This is a genomic window from Streptomyces sp. VNUA24, from assembly GCF_029167005.1.
Classification (GTDB): Bacteria; Actinomycetota; Actinomycetes; order Streptomycetales; family Streptomycetaceae; genus Streptomyces; species Streptomyces scabiei.
This window is the reverse complement of the sequence record NZ_CP119143.1, coordinates 4,406,163-4,422,519: the sequence shown is the minus strand read 5'-3', so window position 1 is coordinate 4,422,519 and position 16,357 is coordinate 4,406,163. Positions and strand designations below refer to the sequence as shown.

General features: G+C 70.5%; 12 protein-coding genes. 8 read left to right on the top strand and 4 right to left on the bottom strand.

Annotated features, from left to right (window positions below; translation table 11 throughout):
• The first annotated feature begins 151 nt into the window (after positions 1–151).
• Entirely contained in the window at positions 152–1,381 is a 1,230-nt protein-coding gene (gene ilvA / locus PYR72_RS18585; protein WP_275456379.1) for a threonine ammonia-lyase, read from the top strand.
• A 103-nt stretch (positions 1,382–1,484) separates the two neighbouring features.
• On the opposite strand, the gene greA is transcribed toward ilvA, so the two are convergent.
• Complete coding sequence (gene greA / locus PYR72_RS18580; protein WP_013001180.1) at positions 1,485–1,985, bottom strand: transcription elongation factor GreA; 501 nt, start codon at positions 1,983–1,985, stop codon at positions 1,485–1,487.
• Between the two features lie 197 nt (positions 1,986–2,182).
• A complete protein-coding gene (locus tag PYR72_RS18575) occupies positions 2,183–2,581 on the bottom strand; it encodes a DUF4307 domain-containing protein (RefSeq protein WP_275456378.1) in 399 nt (132 codons plus the stop codon).
• 251 nt (positions 2,582–2,832) lie between these two features.
• Here PYR72_RS18575 and mca point away from each other — a divergent pair, with 251 nt between their 5' ends.
• Together mca and PYR72_RS18565 are read left to right on the top strand one after the other, a co-directional pair.
• Positions 2,833–3,684: a mycothiol conjugate amidase Mca gene (mca, locus tag PYR72_RS18570; RefSeq protein ID WP_013001178.1), complete on the top strand. Its 852-nt coding sequence runs from the start codon at positions 2,833–2,835 to the stop codon at positions 3,682–3,684.
• A gap of 21 nt (positions 3,685–3,705) precedes the next feature.
• On the top strand, positions 3,706–3,951 hold the full coding sequence (locus PYR72_RS18565; RefSeq protein ID WP_275456377.1) for a hypothetical protein: 246 nt from the start codon (positions 3,706–3,708) through the stop codon (positions 3,949–3,951).
• A 141-nt stretch (positions 3,952–4,092) separates the two neighbouring features.
• On the opposite strand, the gene PYR72_RS18560 is transcribed toward PYR72_RS18565, so the two are convergent.
• Positions 4,093–7,368 (bottom strand): tetratricopeptide repeat protein, encoded by a 3,276-nt coding sequence (locus tag PYR72_RS18560; protein ID WP_275456376.1) that lies wholly within the window; start codon positions 7,366–7,368, stop codon positions 4,093–4,095.
• A 205-nt stretch (positions 7,369–7,573) separates the two neighbouring features.
• Here PYR72_RS18560 and PYR72_RS18555 point away from each other — a divergent pair, with 205 nt between their 5' ends.
• Positions 7,574–9,205 (top strand): recombinase family protein, encoded by a 1,632-nt coding sequence (locus PYR72_RS18555; RefSeq protein ID WP_275456375.1) that lies wholly within the window; start codon positions 7,574–7,576, stop codon positions 9,203–9,205.
• A 187-nt stretch (positions 9,206–9,392) separates the two neighbouring features.
• On the opposite strand, the gene PYR72_RS18550 is transcribed toward PYR72_RS18555, so the two are convergent.
• Complete coding sequence (locus PYR72_RS18550) at positions 9,393–9,545, bottom strand: hypothetical protein (protein ID WP_275456374.1); 153 nt, start codon at positions 9,543–9,545, stop codon at positions 9,393–9,395.
• A 217-nt stretch (positions 9,546–9,762) separates the two neighbouring features.
• Here PYR72_RS18550 and PYR72_RS18545 point away from each other — a divergent pair, with 217 nt between their 5' ends.
• The 4 genes from PYR72_RS18545 to PYR72_RS18530 all read left to right on the top strand — a co-directional run bounded on the left by PYR72_RS18545 (position 9,763) and on the right by PYR72_RS18530 (position 16,353).
• Positions 9,763–11,820 (top strand): thioredoxin domain-containing protein, encoded by a 2,058-nt coding sequence (locus tag PYR72_RS18545; RefSeq protein ID WP_275456373.1) that lies wholly within the window; start codon positions 9,763–9,765, stop codon positions 11,818–11,820.
• Positions 11,821–12,032: 212 nt separating this feature from the next.
• Positions 12,033–13,295: a glycosyltransferase gene (locus tag PYR72_RS18540; RefSeq protein WP_275456372.1), complete on the top strand. Its 1,263-nt coding sequence runs from the start codon at positions 12,033–12,035 to the stop codon at positions 13,293–13,295.
• On the top strand, positions 13,292–15,061 hold the full coding sequence (locus PYR72_RS18535) for a phospholipid carrier-dependent glycosyltransferase (protein ID WP_275456371.1): 1,770 nt from the start codon (positions 13,292–13,294) through the stop codon (positions 15,059–15,061). Before PYR72_RS18540 ends, PYR72_RS18535 begins: the two co-directional genes overlap by 4 nt.
• Entirely contained in the window at positions 15,058–16,353 is a 1,296-nt protein-coding gene (locus tag PYR72_RS18530; protein ID WP_275456370.1) for a glycosyltransferase family 2 protein, read from the top strand. Before PYR72_RS18535 ends, PYR72_RS18530 begins: the two co-directional genes overlap by 4 nt.
• The last annotated feature ends 4 nt before the right edge of the window (positions 16,354–16,357 follow it).

The following is a 16,357-nucleotide window of genomic DNA, read 5'->3' as shown; positions in this document are numbered from 1 at the left end:
GGCATGGCCAAAGGCTCAATTCATGCGTGGGGCGCTGGGTTGGGGGACAGAGTACGCGGACCGGGCGTGGGGTGTACGGGCCCCGGTGAAACCCGGTCCCGCCCCTTGGTCACACCCGCGTTCGGGCCCTGTGAACTGCGAGACTCAGGTCATGAGCTACAGCACGGCTGACTCCTTTCCGCGCGTGACGATCGACGACGTGCGGGGCGCGCAGAAGATGCTTACGGGTGTTTCACGTGTCACCGCCATGGAGGGCAGCAGGCATCTGACCCAGCTCGTCGGCGCGCCGGTGCACCTCAAGTGCGAGAACCTCCAGCGGACGGGGTCCTTCAAGCTGCGGGGCGCGTACGTCCGGATCGCGGGCCTGCTGCCCGAGGAGCGGGCCGCCGGTGTCGTCGCCGCGAGCGCCGGCAACCACGCCCAGGGCGTCGCCCTCGCCTCCTCGCTGCTCGGCGTGCACTCCACGGTCTTCATGCCCCGGGGCGCCCCGCTGCCGAAGATCAGCGCGACCGAGGAGTACGGCGCCGAGGTGCGGCTGCACGGCACGGTGGTCGACGAGACGCTGACCGCCGCCCAGGAGTACGCGGCCGAGACGGGCGCGGTGTTCATCCACCCCTTCGACCACCACGACGTCATCGCGGGGCAGGGCACGGTCGGTCTGGAGATCCTTGAGCAGTGCCCCGAGGTCCGCACGATCGTCGTCGGGGTCGGCGGCGGCGGGCTCGCCGCCGGCATCGCGGTCGCGGTGAAGGCACTGCGCCCGGACGTGCGGGTCGTCGGAGTCCAGGCGGAGGGCGCGGCCGCGTACCCGCCCTCACTGGCCGCCGGGCTGCCCCTGGCGGTGCCGAACCCGGCGACGATGGCCGACGGCATCAAGGTCGGACGGCCCGGCGACGTGCCGTTCGCGATCGTCGCCGACCTGGTCGACGAGGTCCGCACGGTCTCCGAGTACGACCTCTCCAGCGCCCTGCTGCTCTGCCTGGAGCGGGCCAAGCTGGTCGTGGAACCGGCCGGCGCCAGCCCCGTCGCCGCCCTGCTGCGCGACCCGGGAGCCTTCGAGGGCCCGGTCGTCGCGGTCCTCTCCGGCGGCAACGTCGACCCGCTGCTGATGCAGCGCATCCTGCGGCACGGCATGGCCGCCGGCGGCCGCTACCTGCAGGTCCGTCTCCGCCTGACCGACCGCCCCGGTGCCCTCGCGACCCTCCTCGGGGTGCTGTCCGTGGCCGACGCCAATGTCCTCGACGTCAGCCATGTGCGCACCGACCCCCGGCTCGGACTCACGGAGGTCGAGGTCGAACTGCACCTGGAGACCAGGGGGCCCACCCACTGTGCCGAGGTCGACCACGCCCTGCGCGAGGCGGGATACACCGTCATCGACTGACGCGCCGACGCCGGTCCGGCGGAGCGACGAAGGGCCCGGTGCACGACGTGGCCCCCGGCGCCGAAGGGGCGCCGGGGGCCACGGGCGGAGCGGGGGCGTGCGATCAGCTCTGGTAGGGCACGGCCTTGAGGATCTTCACCGAGGCGAACTTGCCGTTCGGCAGCTCGTACTGCGCGTCCTGGCCGACCTTCTTGCCGGTCACGCCCGAACCGAGCGGGGACTGCGGCGAGTAGGTCTCGATGTCGGAGCTGGCGTACTCACGGGAGGCGAGCAGGAAGGTCACCGTGTCGTCCTCGTCGCCGTCGAAGGCGATCGTCACGACCATGCCGGGCGCCACCGCGCCGTCCGCCGACGCCGGCGCCTCGCCGACCTTGGCGTTCTCCAGGAGCTGGGTCAGCTGGCGCACCCGGAGCTCCTGCTTGCCCTGCTCCTCCTTGGCCGCGTGGTACCCGCCGTTCTCGCGCAGGTCGCCCTCCTCGCGCGCGGCCGCGATCTTGGCGGCGATCTCCGTGCGCGCGGGACCAGACAGGTAGTCCAGCTCGGCCCTGAGCTGGTTGTACGCCTCCTGGGTCAGCCAGGTGACGTTCTCGCTGGTCTGGGTCACAGGTGCTCCTCGTAGGTACTGGGAATACAAAGCATCGCCCTACACAGAAGAATGTTCCTTCTCGAGTGGGCGAAACCACGAGCCTAACAATTGGATGGCCGAAGGGGGAGGACATAAACCACAAGCGTTACGTCGGCGCAGGTCACCGCGCCGATTCGGAGAGGCGGGGCGGACCGGGGCCCGGGACGCGGCGGGGTTCAGCCCGCGTGGCAGCCCAGGAGTTCGGCCGTGGTGCCGCGCGAGGTCGTCTTCAGCGTCACGGTCGTGTCGATCTCCGTGACGTCGGCACCGAAGCGGAAGTCGGCGCGGCCGACCTCGGAGCCGTCCTCGGCCTGCGAACGCACGGTGCAGTAGCCGTCGACCCCGGCGTCCTTGTCGCCCCTGAGGTGCACCTTCACCGCGCGCGCGGAGGTATCGAAGGTGTAGATCTCCACGCTGATCCTGTTGCCGGCCACGTAGTGGTAGGCGAACCAGCCGATGAGCACGAGCAGGGCGGCGCCCAGGAAGCCGCCGATGACCTTGAGCCTGCGGTCGGCGCGCTCGTCCGCGGAGCGGCCGTAGCGGCCCTCGGGGAGCCGCGTGCTCGCCGTCGTCATGGTCGTCCTCTCGGAAAGGGGCCGGGAGCGTGCCGCCCGGCAGGGGCGTCCACGTGTCGGACCGGGAATATCCCGCCCCCCGATGCCGTCACTATAGAAGCCCCCCGCCCAGCGCCTGACGGCCGCCCCGCACCGGGTGTCCGAGCGGGACGGCAGTATGGACTCACCGGATCGCGCCGGGCCGAGTCACCGAAGTTCAGGCCGGGCGCCGAGTGACGAGGGAATGAGTCTTGACTGACCAGCTGCGACTGATGGCCGTGCACGCACACCCCGACGACGAGTCGAGCAAGGGTGCGGCCACCATGGCGAAGTATGTGTCCGAGGGGGTGGACGTGCTGGTCGTGACCTGCACGGGCGGGGAGCGCGGTTCCATCCTCAATCCGAAGCTGCAGGGCGACAAGTACATCGAGGAGCACATTCACGAGGTACGCAAGAAGGAGATGGACGAGGCCCGGGAGATCCTCGGCGTGGGACAGGAGTGGCTCGGCTTCGTCGACTCCGGCCTCCCGGAGGGCGACCCCCTGCCGCCCCTCCCCGACGGCTGCTTCGCCCTGGAGGACGTCGACAAGGCGGCCGGCGAGCTGGTCAGGAAGATCCGCGCGTTCCGTCCCCAGGTGATCACCACCTACGACGAGAACGGCGGCTACCCGCACCCCGACCACATCATGACCCACAAGATCTCGATGGTGGCCTTCGAGGGCGCCACGGACACCGAGAAGTACCCCGAGGGCGAGTACGGCCCGGCCCACCGGCCGCAGAAGCTGTACTACAACCAGGGCTTCAACCGCCCCCGCACCGAGGCGCTGCACAACGCCCTCGTGGCCCGCGGCATGGAGTCCCCCTACGGCGACTGGCTCAAGCGCTGGGACGAGTCCGAGCACAAGGACCGCACCCTGACCACGCACGTGCCCTGCGCCGACTTCTTCGAGATCCGTGACAAGGCCCTCATCGCCCACGCCACGCAGATCGACCCCGACGGGGGCTGGTTCCGGGTGCCGATGGAGATCCAGAAGGAGGTCTGGCCCACCGAGGAGTACGAGCTGGCGAAGTCCCTCGTGGACACCTCGCTCCCCGAGGACGACCTCTTTGCGGGCATCCGCTAGCCCTGGGGGACAATGCCAGGCATGAGCGTAAGCCTGGCAGTCACACACCTCGTTCCCCTCGCCAAGGAGCTGGACAAGGACAAGGTCACCCCCGGCGTCCTCGGCTTCATCGTCTTCGCGGTGATGGCTCTGGCCGTCTGGGGCCTGATGAAGTCCATGAACAAGCACATGGGCAAGGTCGACTTCAAGGAGTCGCCCGGCCCGGACGCCTCCGTCGAGGAGACGGCGACGGAGGCGAGCGGCAGGACGACCCCGGCCAAGGGCTGACCGCCGGGCCACCGGCCGACGGCGTGACTCCGTGACACCGCCCGGGTGTCGCGGAGGCACACGGCGTCCTCCGAGCGGCACGGGGCGTCGCCGCGGGGACACGGGGCGTCGCCGCGGTGATCGCCCGGGCGGGTCCGTCGCTCAGCCGTGCCCGCCCGTCACCGGCACCCCCATCACCTCCCGCGCGTGCCGGTTCGGGACCATGCCGAGGGTCCAGGCACGCCAGCCGCTCTCCAGGTTCACCCCCCGCTCCAGCAGCAGCGCGTACGCCTCGATGTACTCGGTGAGTTTCTCGTCACGCAGCGGGTGGTCGGTACGCGACAGATGGGCCAGGTCCTCCTGGGCGACCGCGGTGCCGATCTCGACGCCGCCGGGCGCCGCGTACGGCAGCAGGGTGCACTTGAGGAAGCGGGCCCAGTCCTCGCCGCGGCGGTCGCCGTACGAGGTGAACAGACGGATCGCCTCCTCGCAGAGGTCCAGCGCCTGGGGCGTACGGGCGTTGCCCGCGTCCACCACCGCCAGCTCCAGACAGGTCCACGCCTCGCCGTGCGCGACGCCGATGCGCTGGAAGTCCGCGCGGGCGTCGACGAGGAGCTGGCGGGCGAAGCCGGAGTTGCGCAGCGAGCCCGTCTGCACCGCCCGCTGGTCGCGGGTCACCCGGGCCGAATGGTGCCGCGCGCAGGCCAGGCCGTAGACGTCCCGCATCCGGGAGAACATCGTGCGCGAGCGTTCCAGTTCGCGGACCGCCTGGTCGAGGTTGCCGGTCTCCTCCAGGGCCTGGCCGAGGTAGTAGCCGCTCCACGCCTCGCCGCGGGCGTCCTCGTTGTCCCGGTGGCGCGAGAGGGCCTGGCGCAGACCGTCGACGGCGGCCGACGGATCACCGGCGACGAGACGCGCGCGGGCGAGCTGGGTCAGCGACCATGCCTGGCCCCGGGTGTCACGGGTACGGCCGAACAGGTCCAGGGCGGTGCGCAGTTCATCCTCCGCGCGCGCCACCTCGCCCATGCGCAGCAGCAGTTGGCCCAGCTGGAAGTACGCCCAGCCCTCGCCGTGCAGGGACTCCTGCTCGCGGTGGACGACCAGCGCGCGGGTCAGCAGGTCCAGGGAGTCCGCCAGATGCGAGCGGTCCCGTTCCACCGCCGCCAGGGCGTGCATCGTCCACGCCCGGTCCGCCGCCAGCTGCGGGGCCGACTGGAGCTGCAGCGCCTCCAGCAGCTTCTCCGCCGCCTCGGTCAGATTGCCCTGGTGGTGCAGGGTGATGCCCAGCGAGCACAGGGCACGGGCGGCCCCCGCGTCGTGGTTGGTCTCCCGGTACAGACCGACGACCGACGCGAGCGTCGTCCGGGCCTTGTCCAGCTCGCCCAGCTGACGGGCCGCGATACCCGTACGCCACTGGACCGAGCGGGTCAGCAGGCCCTGGTCCACCGACTGGGCCAGCTCGCTCAGCTCACCCAGGCGGTAGAGGTCGCCGCGCAGCAGGCAGTAGTCGCACAGCGCGCCGAGCAGACTGAGGACCGCCGCCTGGTTCACACCCTCCGCGTGCCGCAGCGTGGAGGTGATGAAGCTGGTCTCGTCGTCCAGCCAGCGCAGCGCCTCGTCCAGCGAGACGAAACCGTGCTGGCCGAAGCGGTCCGAGCGGGTCGACATGTTGCCGTCGACCAGCCGCAGCACGGAATCGGCGAGGTCGGCGTAGGTCACGATCAGGCGCTCCTGCGCGGCCGTGCGCTCGCTCGGCTCCTCCTCGTCGAGGAGGCGGGCGTGCGCGAAGGCGCGGACCAGGTCGTGCAGGCGGTAGCGGTTGCCGTGGACGTGGTCGATCAGGCCCGCGCGGGCCAGCGCGGTGAGGTGACGGGTCGCCTCCGTCTCGTCGGTGGCCAGCAGGGACGCGGCCGCCGCCGCGCCCAGGGAGGCACGGCCGGCCAGCGCCAGACGGCGCAGCAACCGCCGGGAAGGGTCCGACTGGTCGGTGTAGCGCAGCCACAGGGCGCGCTCCACCGGCTCGACCGGGCCGTACGCGCCGAGGTCCGTGGCCAGCCGCTCCGGCGTACGCGGGCCCAGCGACGAACCGGCGACGCGCAGGGCCAGGGGCAGGCCGCCGCACAGGTGCCGGATACGGGCGACGGACGCCGTGTCGTACGAGGCGGACGCCGCCGGCGCGCCCGCGGCCGCGGCCGGGTCCGCCGACGCCCCGGTGCCCGCCGCCCCCGCCCGCAGCGCCGACGCGTCCTGCGCCGCCATGCCGAGCAGGTCCTGCGTACCGGCGGCGTCGAGCGCCTCGACGGGCAGCTGGTGGACCCAGGCGGGCAGGTCGGCGGGCAGGTCGAGCGCGGAGCGGGCGGTGACCAGCACGAGACTGTCGGAGCGCTCGGGGACGAGGGCGCGGACCTGCTCGGGGTCGGAGGCGTCGTCCAGGACGATCGTCACCGGCACGGCCGTCAGATGCTGGTGGTACAGCTCACTGAGCCGCTTGACCTGCTGGTCCTGGGAGGTGCGCTCACGGAAGAGGAGCTGGTCGCGGGGGGCGCCGAGACGATTCAGCAGATGCATCAGCGCGTCCCGGGTGGACAGCGGGGTCTCCTCCGGGCTGTCGGCGCGCAGATCGACCACGCAGGCGCCCCGGAAGTAGTCCCGCAGCTCGTGCGTCGCGCGCACGGCGAGGGCGGTACGGCCGGAGCCGGGCGCGCCGTGCAGCACGACGACCGTGGGCCGCGTCTCGGTCTCGGCGCGGGCCGCCTGCACCCACTGGCGGATCCTGCCCATCTCCGTACGCCGCCCCGCGAACCTCTCGTCCGCCTCCGGGATCTGCAGGAACGACTGCTCCAGCACATTGCGCCGCCGCGCCGCCGCGCTCTTGTCGGCGCCCCGCAGCTGAGGGGCCTTCTTCTTCGGCGTGGACGCCGCGAGCACGCGCTGCTGGTCCAGGAACGGCCGTATCCCGCGCACCTCCAGCGCCGTGAGCCACTGCAGCCGCAGCTGCTCGGGGCCGCCGGGCTGGCCGAGGGCACCCGCGCGGTGGTGCGCCGCGGGAACATGGGAGGCGGTCACCTTCAGCACGGTGGCCACGGCGCTCGCGACGCCGACGATCAGTCCGGTGCTCACCGCGGTGCCGGCGTCGACGCCGAAGGAGAGGTCGGCCACCACCGCCGTGCCGGCGGCGACGCCCGCGACCAGCAGGGGAGTGCCGGCGCCCTCCTTCGCGTAGCGCTGGCGGAAGGTGAGACGGCCGGCCTGCGACTCGTCCAGCGCACGGGTGTACGTCTCGTACTCCTCCGCCGCGTTGCGCGCCATCGTGTCCAGCGCGGCGCGGGCCCGGCTCAGCAGCACCACCCCGTCGGTACGGCCGCCCGACCTGCGGACCTCCTCCTCGACCGCCCGCACCAGCAGCCCTTCGGCCTCCCCCCGGTGGCTGTCCCGCATCACAACGTCCCCCTTCGCCGAAACGGCATGCCTCCGGCCAGTGTGGGGCGCGCGGCGCGACTAATCGAGAGGGCGTGAATCAGCGGGTCGGAGGCTCCGCCCGCTGGTCGGCCGACGGTCAGGGGATTGTGCCGCACTTTGGGAAAATGGGTATCTAAGATCCATTGATTCCGTAGCATCTCCCCTGAAAGTGGAAGGGGTTGCGGTGCGCGAGGATCACACGACACTGGTCGGGTTGGGGCTCAGCCCAGATGAACTGGTCAGTCTGGGACTGGACATGCCTGCGACGGCCGAGCCGGCCGGACTCATGGACATCTACCTGCGACGCAGCAACAAGACGGAGGATCTGACCACTCTCCGAGGGCACTTGCGAGACATGGTGCGCTGGGCGCAGGCGAGTGGGCTCCAGATCCGACGCGTCTGGTTCGAACAGCTTTCGGCGTCGAAGACCTATGTACGTCGGCAGGAGTTCGAGAGCGCCACGCAGGCGGTCATGGAGGGCAAGGTCAAGACGCTCTGCGTGTGGAAGGCCGACCGTTTCGACCGACGTGGCATGGGGGCAGTGGGTCGCATGCTGGACGAGTTCGACCGTCGCCGAGCGAGGCTCGTGTCGGTTTCCGAAGGGCTGGACTCATCGCAGGGCGGACGCATTGTGTTCGCCATCCTGAGCGAACGAGCCAGGGAGGAAGCGAAGGACATCGCGAAGCGGGTCAAGAGCGGCCATGACTCGCACAAGGCGGAAGGCCGACGTGGAACGGGCAGGCCACCTTTCGGCCTCCGTAGTGAGCCGGGAAGCGGCAAGGTCGAACCTCACCCGGATGAGTACCCCACGGCTCGCAGACTCGCGGACCTGATGCTCGACATGAAAACGACGAAGGACGCGGCGCACAGGCTCAATGAGGAAGGGCATCGGACCCGGAGCGGAGCCACATGGTCGCCCACCGCGGTGAGCAAGCTCGCTCAGTCCCCGCTCTTCGCGGGCATGGTCCCGGTCCGGCGGCGCAGGACGGACGAAGCCGGTAACTTTCTGGACAGCTGGGAGGGGTACGGCGAGCCTCTGCGTGATCAGCAGGGCGAGATCGTCATGTGTGGCACGGGTGTGGTCGCCCCGGACGAGTGGTTCAAGATCAAGGCGCTCATTGCCGGGCGGACCGATGAACGCTGGGCGAAGGGGAAGCCGGCAGCAAAATATCTGGGGACGGGGAGCTACCGGTGCGGCCGGATGCGGGACAAGAACGGCACGGGGAAATTGGAGCGGTGCGGTGGCCCGATGAGCCATCGCGGGGGACGTTACCGGTGCGAGGTTCGGCAGACACGTGGTCAGTCGGTTTGTGAAGGTGTCGTGACCCTCGCGGACCGCATCGACCACGCGGTCGGGCAAGCGTGGATCAACCACGTCACGGCCCTTGCGCCCGATGCCCCGGTCGTCGTCGCGATGGCACGGCGGTGGCTCGCCTTCGCAGATCCGGAGAGGCAGGCACAGAAGGAAGAGACGCAGCGGGCGCTTGAGGCTGCTCATGTGCGTGTGAAGAAGCTCGAAGAGGACTTCTACGTCTACGGGAAGATGGACGAAGATCGCTTCGACGTACTGAGCGACGGCCAACGTACCTTCATCGAGAGCATGACCGCCGCTTTGGAGGCTCTGGACACCGGAGCTGATCTCGCTCCGCTCTTGCACATCGAGAAGCTGCGGGAAGCGTGGGAGGTGGCGGACACGGCGCATAGGCGCAGGCTGTTGCAGTGCGCTCTCGGGGAGAAGGGCATCACGGTCGGGCCGGCGGCCCGACAGGGGGATCACACGCCCATTCTTGAGCGGCTTGAGTTCGACTGGATCTGATAGCGGCAGCACGTGGCGCCGCTGATGGACTGGCTGTGCCCGAGTATCTGCCGGTCGGCGGTGGCGGCTGCGGCGAGGGTGCTGAGCGGGGGGCCTGGGTACCGCTGCCAGGCGCAGGCTGACCTTCACGAGTGCCCAACCAAGTCGCGCACGAAGGCACAGAGGCTCGGGGTGCATCGGGGGCCTCTCACTCCGTGGGGGTGAGGATGACGTGCGTGTGAACGCGCACCTGCTCGGTGTCCGGGGTGCTGCCGTCGGGGGAGAACGCGCGGTAGCTCTCCACGAGATCGTGCAGGAACGGTTTCACACCCTGGACCAGTCGTCGCGGGTGCCGAGCCACGCCGCCAACTCCTGGGTGTGATGGTTCGCGACCTCGTGTACGAACATGTCGCAACGCTCTCTTTGCGAGTGATCCGGCGTGGACGGTCGTGCCCTGACCGGACAGGGCTGAGCCGGCTGAGCCGCAGTCCGCCGATCGCGGCTCTGGGCAGGGCTCGGTTGTGAGCCCTCCTCGTGGCAGGTGGGTCGGGGGTCGCGGAGTGCGTAAGGATGGGGTCATGCCCAACCGACTCGCGCATGCCACATCCCCGTACCTCCTCCAGCACGCGGACAACCCCGTCGATTGGCGTCCGTGGGAGCCCGCGGCCTTCGAGGAGGCGCGGCGGCGCGATGTTCCCGTCTTCCTGAGCGTGGGATACAGCGCTTGCCACTGGTGTCATGTCATGGCCAAGGAGTCCTTCGAGGACAAGGGCACCGCCGCGTATCTGAACGAGCACTTCGTCAGCGTCAAGGTCGACCGTGAGGAGCGTCCCGATGTGGACGCTGTCTATATGGAGGCCGTGCAGGCTGCGACCGGCCAGGGTGGCTGGCCCATGTCGGTGTTCATGACGCCGGCCGCGGAACCGTTCTACTTCGGCACATACTTCCCGCCCGGGCCTCGTCAGGGGATGCCGTCCTTCCGCCAGGTGCTCGAAGGCGTCCATCACGCGTGGTCGAGTCGGCGCCAAGAGGTTGCGGAAGTGGCGGTGAAGATCACGCGGGATCTTGCCGAGCGGGCGCTGGGCGCCGGGTCTGACGGATTGCCCACCGGGGAGACCCAGGCCCAGGCGCTGCTTCAGTTGACTCGTGACGTCGACTCCACCAGTGGCTGGTTCAAGGGGAGCACCAAGTTCCCCCCGTCGATGGTGGTCGAATTCCTGTTGCGCCACCACGCGCGAACGGGTTCCGTGGCGGCGCGGGAAATGGCCGAGGGGTTGTGCGGTGCGATGGCGCGGTCGAGCCTTTACGACCAGGTCGGAGGTGGCTTTCACCGTTACGTACTCCTGGCGCACGCCGATGGGCCTTTGGTACCCCACTTCGAGAAGATGCTGTACGACAACGCCCTGCTCTGCCGCGTCTACGCCCACCTCTGGCGGGCCACCGGCTCCGAACTGGCCCGGCGTGTCGCGCTGGAGACGGCCGACTTCATGGTCCGGGAACTCAGGACGAACGAGGGCGGGTTCGCCTCGGCGCTGGACGCCGACAGCGACGACGGCACCGGTTCCGGGAAGCATGTCGAGGGCGCCTACTACGTCTGGACGCCCGAGCAGCTGACCGAGGTGCTCGGCGAGGAGGACGCGGCGCTCGCCGCGCAGTACTTCGGGGTCACCCAGGAGGGCACCTTCGAGGAGGGCGCGTCCGTGCTGCAACTCCCGCAGCACGAGGGCGTGTTCGATGCCGAGAGGATCGAGTCGGTGCGGGAGCGGCTGCTCGCGGCACGGTCGCGGCGCCCCGCACCCGGCCGGGACGACAAGGTGGTCGCCGCCTGGAACGGGCTCGCCGTCGCCGCGCTCGCCGAGACCGGCGCCTACTTCGACCGCCCCGACCTGGTGGACGCCGCGATCACCGCCGCCGACCTCCTCGTGCGTCTGCACCTGGACGAGCGGGCGCGCCTCACGCGGACCAGCAAGGACGGGCAGGCGGGGGCCAACGCGGGCGTGCTGGAGGACTACGCGGACGTCGCGGAGGGGTTCCTGGCGCTCGCGTCGGTCACGGGGGAGGGGGTGTGGCTGGAGTTCGCGGGGTTCCTGCTCGACCATGTGCTCGCGCGCTTCGTCGACGAGGAGTCGGGGGCGCTCTACGACACCGCCAGTGACGCGGAGAAGCTGATCCGCCGGCCGCAGGACCCGACCGACAACGCCACGCCGTCCGGGTGGAGCGCGGCGGCCGGGGCGCTGCTGGGCTATGCGGCGCACACCGGCTCGGAGCCCCACCGCAGGGCCGCCGAGCGGGCGTTGGGTGTGGTGAAGGCGCTGGGGCCGCGGGCTCCGAGGTTCATCGGGTGGGGTCTGGCGACCGCGGAGGCGCTGCTCGACGGGCCGCGTGAGATCGCGGTGGTGGGGCCGCAGGGGCATCCGGCGAGGCGGGAACTGCACCGGGCGGCGCTGCTGGGGACGGCGCCGGGTGCGGTGGTCGCCGTCGGGGTGCCGGACGGCGACGAGCTGCCGCTGCTGGCCGACCGTCCGCTCGTCGGGGGTGAACCGGCGGCATATGTCTGCCGTCATTTCACCTGTGACGCCCCCACGACCGACGCGGACCGGTTGCGGGAGGTCCTCGGAGCGGCCCCGACCGGCTGAAACCCGCCGGTCGGAGACCGGGGCGAGATCGAACAACTACCGGGAAACGGGTAGTTGTGCGGACACATCCGACTACATGTTCCCTCGAACGGAAACACGTTTTTATCCTGAAGGGCTCCCCGGGTTCACAGTTTCCCCCTAGTCTCCTCACAGTGTCGCGGAGGGATAACTCCCTTCGTGGCAGGGGGTTTTCAGATCCGGGGGGATCTCTCTTGCTGACGTCTGTCCTTATAGCCGTCGTCTCGCTTGCCTTGTTCTGGATGGCGGCTTTCACTCTCTGGTGGCAGATGCACGCGTGGCGTACGCCCGAAGTGCTCGCCTCCACCCGGTTCAGCAGACCGGACGGCGACGAACATGTCTCGTTCTCCCTGCTGCTGCCGGCACGCCATGAACAGGCCGTGCTGGACCACACCATCCAACGACTGCTCGAATCGAGCCACGACGACTTCGAGATCATCGTGATCGTCGGACACGACGACCCGGAGACCACCGCGGTGGCCCGGGCGGCCGAGGGCCGCGACCCCCGGGTCCGCGTGGTCGTCGACCACCACGAGAGGAAGAACAAGCCCAGGGCCATGAACACGGCCCTGCCGCACTGCCGCGGCGACGTCGTCGGAGTCTTCGACGCCGAGGACCAGGTCCATCCCGAACTGCTCTCCCACGTCGACCACGCCTTCCGCACCACGGGCGCCGACGTCGTGCAGGGCGGGGTGCAGCTCATCAACTTCCACTCCAGCTGGTACAGCCTGCGCAACTGCCTGGAGTACTTCTTCTGGTTCCGGTCCCGGCTGCATCTGCACGCGCAGAAAGGGTTCATCCCGCTCGGCGGCAACACCGTCTTCGTCCGGACCGCGGTCCTGCGGGAAGCCGGCGGCTGGGACCCCGACTGTCTCGCCGAGGACTGCGACCTGGGCGTACGGCTGTCGAGCGTCGGCAAGAAGGTCGTCGTCGCCTACGACAGCGACATGGTGACCCGGGAGGAGACCCCCGGCAGCCTGGTGTCGCTGATGAAGCAGCGCACCCGCTGGAACCAGGGTTTCCTCCAGGTCTACCGGAAGCGGGACTGGAAGCAACTGCCCGGCTTCCGGCAGCGGTTGCTGGCCCGCTACACGCTGATGACGCCGTACCTCCAGGCCGTCTCCGGGGTGATCATCCCGCTCAACGTGGCCGTCGCGCTCTTCCTCGACGTTCCCGTCGGCGTCGCCTTCATCACCTTCCTGCCGGCCGTCACCGCCCTCGTCACCTTCGTGTTCGAGGTCGTCGGACTGCACGACTTCGGCCGCCAGTACGGCCTGCGCGTCCGCTTCACCCACTACGTCAAGCTGATCGTGGGCGGCCCCTTCTACCAGCTGCTCCTCGCCCTCGCCGCCGTACGCGCGGTGTGGCGTGAGCAACGCGGCCGCACCGACTGGGAGTTGACCAGTCACGTCGGCGCACATCTCGCGCACGTGGACCGAGAGGACGTTCCTGCGTGACCTCCATACTTCCCGCGGCGACCGAGACCGAGGTCAAGGTCCCCGCGCAGCGGACAGCTGCGCCCGCCACCGGTTCGACCGGTCGAACGGCCGCGTCCGTCGCCACTCCGCCCGCCCCGAAACGGCTGCGCGACTCGCGCCCCGACCTCATCCTCTGCGGACTCCTCCTCGTCGCGATCATGATCGTGCAGGGGTGGAACATCGCCGACTACCCCGCCCTCAGCGACGACGAGGGCACCTACCTCGCGCAGGCCTGGGCCGTGCAGGAGGGCAGGGGCCTCGCCCACTACACCTACTGGTACGACCACCCGCCGCTCGGCTGGATCCAGCTCGCCGTCCTGACCTGGATCCCCGCCCAGCTCGCCCCCGAGTCGATGACCGTCGGCTCGATGCGCGGGGTGATGCTGCTGATCAGCGCCGCCAGCGCGGTCCTCGTCTACGTCCTCGGCCGCCGCCTCTCGCTGCCCCGCTGGGCCGCCGGGCTCGGCATGGTCCTCTTCGGGCTGTCCCCGCTGTCCGTGGTGCTCCAGCGGGAGATCTTCCTCGACAACATCGCGGTGATGTGGACGCTGCTGGCGTTCTGCCTCGCCGCCTCACCGAGCCGTCACCTCTGGCACCACTTCGGTGCGGGGCTGGCCGCCGCCGCGGCCGTCCTCACCAAGGAGACGATGCTCCTGGTCCTGCCCGCCGTGCTGCTCACCATGTGGCGGCACAGCCATCGCGACACCCGGAAGTTCGCCCTCACCGGCGCCATCACCGCCTGCGTCCTGATCGGCGCCTCGTACCCGCTGTTCGCCCTGCTCAAGGGCGAGTTGTTCCCCGGCGCCGGCCATGTCTCGCTGTGGGACGGCATCGTCTACCAGATGAGCCGCCCCGGCTCCGGCTTCATCCTCACCGAGGGCACGGGCAGTCACGGCGTCCTGCGGTCCTGGCTGTACTACGACCGGGTCCTGCCCCTCGGCGGACTCGCCGGCGCGCTGCTGCTCCTGGTCACCTGGCGCTGGTCGGTGACCGCGCGCGCCCTGGCCGGACCCGCGCTCGCCGTCGCGATCCTCGCCGGCATGGCCCTGCGCCCCGGCTATCTGCCCGCGATGTACGTCCTGCAGGCCCTGCCCTTCCTGGCCCTCGTCCTCGCGGGCGGCACGGCGAGCGTCGCCCACGGCGTCCTGCGCCGAGGCCGCGGCGCGACGGAGCCGCGTCCCCTCGTCTGGGCGCGCTGCACGGTCGCCGTCGCCCTGGCCGCCCTGGCGACGGCGTACGTGGCCCCCCGCTGGTACGACGGCAACCGCACCGCGATGACGTTCAACGCCAACGCGCCCTACCAGAAGGCCGCCGCGTGGCTCGGACGCGAGGTCGAGGATCCCGGCGGCACCCGAGTCCTCGTGGACGACGCGCTCTGGCTCGACCTCGTCCACGAGGGGTACGAGCCCGGCCTCGGCGTCATCTGGTTCTACAAGGCCGACCTCGACCCGGCGGTGACCAGGACGATGCCGCGCGGCTGGCGCGACCTCGACTACGTGGTCGCCTCCCCGACCGTCCGGCGCGACGCGGCCGACCTGCCCAACGTCCGGCGCGCGATGGAGAACTCGACACCGGTCGCCACCTTCGGCACCGGCGAGGACCGGATCGAGATCCGCAGGATCGAGACCGGCGGCGACGACCGCGCGCGCGGGACCGGCGAGGCGGAGGACGAACGTGTCCGCGGCTCCGGCGAGGCGGAGAACGACCGCGCCCACGGCACCGAGACGACCGGAGGTGGCCGATGACCGGCGGAAGCCATGAGTCCACCGCCCCCGGGCACCTCGGCGACCCGGCCGTACGCGGCGCCGAGGTCCCCGAGCCCGGCGCCGTCACCATCGTCGTACCGACCTACAACGAGTCCGCCAACGTACGGGAGTTGCTGCACCGCATCACGGACTCCGTCCCCGGACGGCTGCCCTGCGAGGTCGTCTTCGTGGACGACTCCACCGACGACACCCCCGCGGTGATCGACCGGGCCGCGCAGGACTGCCCGTTCCCGGTGACCGTGCTGCACCGCGACGAACCGGCCGGCGGACTCGGCGGCGCGGTGGTCGAGGGCATCAGGGCGGCCGGCTGCGACTGGATCGTCGTCATGGACGGCGACCTGCAGCACCCGCCGTCACTGGTACCGGAGTTGGTGGCGACCGGGGAGCGGGCGTCGGCGGATCTGGTGGTCGCCTCCCGGTACATCGCGGGCGGCAGCCGGGCCGGGCTCGCGGGCAGCTACCGCGTGGCCGTGTCCCGGGGAGCGACCTGGCTCACCAAGTCCCTCTTCCCGCGCCGGCTGCACGGCATCAGCGACCCGATGAGCGGCTTCTTCGCGATCCGCCGCAGCGCGGTCACCGCCGACGTCCTCCAGCCGCTCGGCTACAAGATCCTCCTCGAACTCGCCGTGCGCAGCCGCCCGCGCAAGGTCACCGAGGTGCCGTTCGTCTTCCAGGACCGGTACGCCGGCGAGTCCAAGTCCACCGCGCGGGAGGGCTTCCGCTTCCTGCGCCACCTCGTCGGATTGCGCACCGCCTCGCCCGTGGCCCGCATGCTGGTCTTCGGACTGATCGGCGTCACCGGGTTCCTGCCGAACCTGGCCGCCCTGCACGCCCTCACCTCGGCCGGCATGCACTACGTCCCCGCCGAGATCCTCGCCAACCAGCTCGGGGTCCTCTGGAACTTCCTCCTTATCGAGCACCTGTGCTTCCGCGAGCGGCGCAGGCACCGCCGGGGGTGGGACCGCCTGGGCCGGTTCGCGGTGCTCGCCAACGCCGATCTGGTGCTGCGCATCCCGCTGATCGCCCTGTTCGTCGCCCGGTTCGGGATGGGGGCGCTGTCCGCGACCGCGCTCGCCCTGGTGACGACGTTCGTCCTGCGCTTCGTGGCGACCGAGGCGCTGGTCTATCTGCCGCGGAAGACGACCCGCCGTCCGCCGCGAAAGACGTCTCGCCGTGGGGAGCACGGCGAGCAGAAGCAGGCCGAGCAGGAGCAGGCCGAGCGTGAGCAGGCCGAGCGTGAGCAGGCCGAGCCGGCAAGGAGAGCCGTGTGAAGAA

Excerpts from the sequence above, each read along its gene's own strand:
- PYR72_RS18565 (WP_275456377.1), top strand. The coding sequence starts at position 3,706 with ATGAGCGTAAGCCTGGCAGTCACACACCTCGTTCCCCTCGCCAAGGAG.
- mca (WP_013001178.1), top strand. The coding sequence starts at position 2,833 with ATGGCCGTGCACGCACACCCCGACGACGAGTCGAGCAAGGGTGCGGCC.
- PYR72_RS18575 (WP_275456378.1), bottom strand. The coding sequence starts at position 2,581 with ATGACGACGGCGAGCACGCGGCTCCCCGAGGGCCGCTACGGCCGCTCC.
- PYR72_RS18560 (WP_275456376.1), bottom strand. The coding sequence starts at position 7,368 with ATGCGGGACAGCCACCGGGGGGAGGCCGAAGGGCTGCTGGTGCGGGCG.
- PYR72_RS18545 (WP_275456373.1), top strand. The coding sequence starts at position 9,763 with ATGCCCAACCGACTCGCGCATGCCACATCCCCGTACCTCCTCCAGCAC.
- PYR72_RS18530 (WP_275456370.1), top strand. The coding sequence starts at position 15,058 with ATGACCGGCGGAAGCCATGAGTCCACCGCCCCCGGGCACCTCGGCGAC.
- ilvA (WP_275456379.1), top strand. The coding sequence starts at position 152 with ATGAGCTACAGCACGGCTGACTCCTTTCCGCGCGTGACGATCGACGAC.